Source organism: Gordonibacter pamelaeae 7-10-1-b (assembly GCF_000210055.1).
Classification (GTDB): Bacteria; Actinomycetota; Coriobacteriia; order Coriobacteriales; family Eggerthellaceae; genus Gordonibacter; species Gordonibacter pamelaeae.
The window spans coordinates 1,588,293-1,591,803 of record NC_021021.1 but is presented as its reverse complement, the minus strand read 5'-3'; the positions used below and the strand labels follow the sequence as shown (position 1 = coordinate 1,591,803).

The following is a 3,511-nucleotide window of genomic DNA, read 5'->3' as shown; positions in this document are numbered from 1 at the left end:
CGCCGCGACGACGGCGCCTGCGCCTACAAGTTTGAAGAATGCCCGACGTTCCATGAGGCGGCGGCTCCTTTGACGGGGAATGCACGTTGATTACCGGATGCGCCGAGTATAGTGACCGCGCAGGCGGGCGCGGCAGGGCGACAGCGGGTTGTCACGCAATCTTCGCATGGGGAGAGGGGCGCCGTCCGGCCTGCGGCGTGTGCGAGATGGGGGGGCGCCCCCTCACCTCTACGCGTAGAACGGCGCCTGGGGATACGGGGGCTCCAGCGCGCGCTTGAAGGCGGTGGCGCGCACGGTGGACAGCACGCGCTCGACCTGTGCCGCGTCGAAGCCTTCCGCCACCAGCGCATCGGCGCCCAGGCCGCGCTCCACGTGGGCCTGCAGCAGCGCATCGAGCGTGGGATAGTCTATGCCCATGCTCTTCTCGTCCTCCTGGTTGGGCGAGAGCTCGGCGCTGGGCGGCTTCGCGAACACGCGCTCGGGCACGGGCGGCACGGCGCCCGCAGCCTCGGCCTGGGCGTTCCGCCAACGGGCCACGGCATACACGTCGGTCTTGTACAGGCCGCCGAGGGGGGCGAAGGCGCCGGCCGTATCGCCGTAGAGCGTGGAGTAGCCCATCATGGCCTCGCTCTTGTTGCCCGTGTTCACCAGCATCCAGCCGTACGCGTTCGAAAGCGCCATCAGGCACACCATGCGGCAGCGCGCCTGCGTGTTCTCGGCCGCCAACCCCGCGAGCTCGCCGCCGCACGCGCGCGCCAGCACGCGCTCGAACGCCTCGTACGGCTCGCAGACGGACACGACCTGCGCCTCGATGCCCAGGTTGCCCGCCAGCTCCCGCGCATCCTCCACCGAGTGCTCGCTCGAGTACGGCCCCGGCAGCAGCACGCCGTGCACATGGTCGGCGCCGAACGCATCCACGCACATCACCGCCACGATGCTGGAGTCCATGCCCCCCGACAGCCCGATGACCGCGTCGGAGAACCCGGCGCCCTCCGCAAAGCCCCGCAGCGCCTCGACGCAGAGGCGGTACCGCTCGCTCGTATCCATATGCCAGCCTTTCGCTCGCGCCTGCCGTTGCGGCCAGTATGGGCGCCGATTGTTTCTACTTGGTTGCGGGCGCTCCCCCGTTACTGGATCTCCCGGATGCGGTCGGCCAGCCACTCCGCCCAGGCCTCCACGCCGTCGCCCTTCGTGGCGGCGATGGGGAAGATGGGGGCCTGCGGATTCAGCTGGCGCACGGCGCTCTCGAACGCCTCGCGATCGAAGTTGAACACGGGCAGGGTGTCCACCTTGTTCAGCACCACGGCCTCGGCCACCTGGAACACCCCGGGGTACTTGAGGGGCTTGTCATCGCCCTCGGGCACGGACAGGATCATGACCTTGGCGTTCTCGCCCAGGTCGAAGTCCGTGGGGCACACGAGGTTGCCCACGTTCTCCACGATGATGAGGTCCAGGCGCGCCAGGTCCAGCACGTCCACGGCGCGCTTGAGCATGGCGCTCTCCAGGTGGCACGCGCCGCCCGTGTTTATTTGTACGGCGGGGATGCCCTGCGCCTTGATCTTCTCAGCGTCCACGTTGCTGGCGATGTCGCCCTCGATGACGGCGATGTTGAACTCGTCGCGCAGCGCGTCGATGGTGGCCAGGATGGTGGACGTCTTGCCCGAGCCGGGGCTGGCCAGAAGATCCAGCACGAACACCTTGTTCTCGGCGAACCGCGCGCGCAGCTCCGAGGCCAGCTGATCGTTCTTGTCGAGGATGGGTTGCTTCATATCTATCTGCATGATGGCTCCTTATCAGTCGCGCCCAGCATAGCAAACTTATGCGTCGGCAGAGCCGGGTTCCGCGGCGACGGCCCCTTCTTCCTCGTCGTCGGGGATATCCACCTCTATCGAGTCGATCTGCAGCTCGCGGCCGGCGATGAGCTCCGTGGCGAAGCTGCCGCACTCGGGGCACAGCATGTGGAAGCGGTCGTGGTCGTACTCGGCGCCGCACTCCAGGCAGCGGCTGCGCGGGCATACCATGGTTATGTCGAGCTCGGCGCCGGCGCACAGCGCAAACTCGCGCTGCTCCGACAGCGCCTCGAAGGCGAAGCGCAGCGCATCCTCGATGGCCTCGGTCATCTCGCCCACCGACAGGCTCACCTTGAGCACCCGGTCGGCGCCGGCCTGCTTCGCGGACGTTTGCACGGCGTCCAGGACGCCCGTCATGATGCCCAGTTCGTGCATGATGCGCTCCTTAACGAAAAGGCCCGCCGATCAAGCGGCGGGCCTGATTGTCGGCACGGTTATTTCTTCGCTGCCTTGGCCTTCTTTCTGGCCAGCATCTCCTGCTTCAGCTCCTCTTCCTCGGCCTCTTCGCGCGCAAGCTCCTCGTTCTGCTTCTTGATGCGCTTGCCCAGCACGATGCGCGAGATGAGCAGGCTGCCCTCGTACAGCACCAGCAGCGCCGCGAACATGAGCAGCATGGTGACGGGCGAGGCATCCGGCGTGACCATGGCCGAGATGACCATGAGCGCCACGTACACGGTGCGCCACGCGCCGCGCAGCTTCTTATACGGAACGATATCGAAGATCACCAGATAGAACACCACCAACGGCAGCTCGAAGGCGAAGCCGAAGCCTATCTCGAACTTGATGATCATGTCGATGTAGGACGACATGCGCGGGGCTATCTCGCCCAAGCCGGCCGCCTGGTCGGTGAGCCACTCGAACGCCGGGTTCAGGATGACCAGATAGCAGAACACCGTTCCGAACACGAACAGGGCTACAGCCGCGCCGAACGTGGGAACGAACCACTTGCGCTCTTTGGGCTTGAGCGCCGGCAGGAAGAACGCGAGGATCTGCCAGAGGATAACCGGCGAGCAGGCCACGATAGACGCCCAGATGGATATCTTGAAGCGCGTGGCGAACGACTCGAACGGGTCGAGCGCGATCAGCGCCAGCGAGCCGTCGGCATTCTTGGGCAGGAAGTCGAAGATGGGCTGGAGCAGGAACTGGCCCATCGTGGGCGTGGCCATGTAGAACACCACCACGGCGATGGCGAGGCACGCCACGATGCGCACGAGGCGCATGCGCAGCTCGCCCAGATGGTCGAACAGGGGCATACGTGCCGGTCCGATAGGCATGGCTTATTCCCCCTTCTCGTTCGTCGTCGTGGGCGCGGCCTTGGCGGCCTCCTCGGCCGCCTTCTTCTTCGCGGCGCGCGTCGCCGCAGCCTTCTTCGCGGCAGCCGAGCGGGCCGCCGCCTTCTCGGCCTCCGTCTTCGCGGGCTTCGCCGCCGAGGTTTTCCTCGCTGTGGTCGCGGAGGTTTTCTTCTCCCCCGAAGCAGCTGCGGACTTCGTCGCGGGCTTCGCGGCCGGCTTCTTCGCGGCCGGCTTCGTGCCGTACAGCTCGTCGGCCGAGGGCTTCGCCTTCGGCTCGGTCACCGGTTTCGCGGCCTCGGCCTTCGCCGGGGACGCCCCGGTCGCCGCCGTCGAGACGGGCTTCGCCTCCTCGGGCTTCGCGAACGAGCC

General features: G+C 66.9%; 5 protein-coding genes. 1 reads left to right on the top strand and 4 read right to left on the bottom strand.

The window, feature by feature from the left end:
- Nucleotides 1-228: 228 nt before the first annotated feature.
- The 4 genes from nadE to tatC all read right to left on the bottom strand — a co-directional run bounded on the left by nadE (nucleotide 229) and on the right by tatC (nucleotide 3,124).
- Nucleotides 229-1,047: an NAD(+) synthase gene (gene nadE / locus GPA_RS07360; protein WP_015539467.1), complete on the bottom strand. Its 819-nt coding sequence runs from the start codon at nucleotides 1,045-1,047 to the stop codon at nucleotides 229-231.
- An 80-nt stretch (nucleotides 1,048-1,127) separates the two neighbouring features.
- Nucleotides 1,128-1,781 carry a hydrogenase nickel incorporation protein HypB gene (hypB, locus tag GPA_RS07355; protein ID WP_015539466.1) on the bottom strand — a complete coding sequence of 218 codons (654 nt, stop codon included), beginning with the start codon at nucleotides 1,779-1,781 and terminating at the stop codon, nucleotides 1,128-1,130.
- Nucleotides 1,782-1,817: 36 nt separating this feature from the next.
- On the bottom strand, nucleotides 1,818-2,225 hold the full coding sequence (locus GPA_RS07350) for a hydrogenase maturation nickel metallochaperone HypA/HybF (protein ID WP_015539465.1): 408 nt from the start codon (nucleotides 2,223-2,225) through the stop codon (nucleotides 1,818-1,820).
- A 59-nt stretch (nucleotides 2,226-2,284) separates the two neighbouring features.
- Entirely contained in the window at nucleotides 2,285-3,124 is an 840-nt protein-coding gene (gene tatC / locus GPA_RS07345) for a twin-arginine translocase subunit TatC (protein ID WP_041239240.1), read from the bottom strand.
- Between the two features lie 40 nt (nucleotides 3,125-3,164).
- Between tatC and GPA_RS19755 the strand changes: the two genes are divergently transcribed.
- Nucleotides 3,165-3,511 (top strand): hypothetical protein (locus tag GPA_RS19755; protein ID WP_197533080.1); only part of this gene is annotated, 347 nt, incomplete at its 3' end.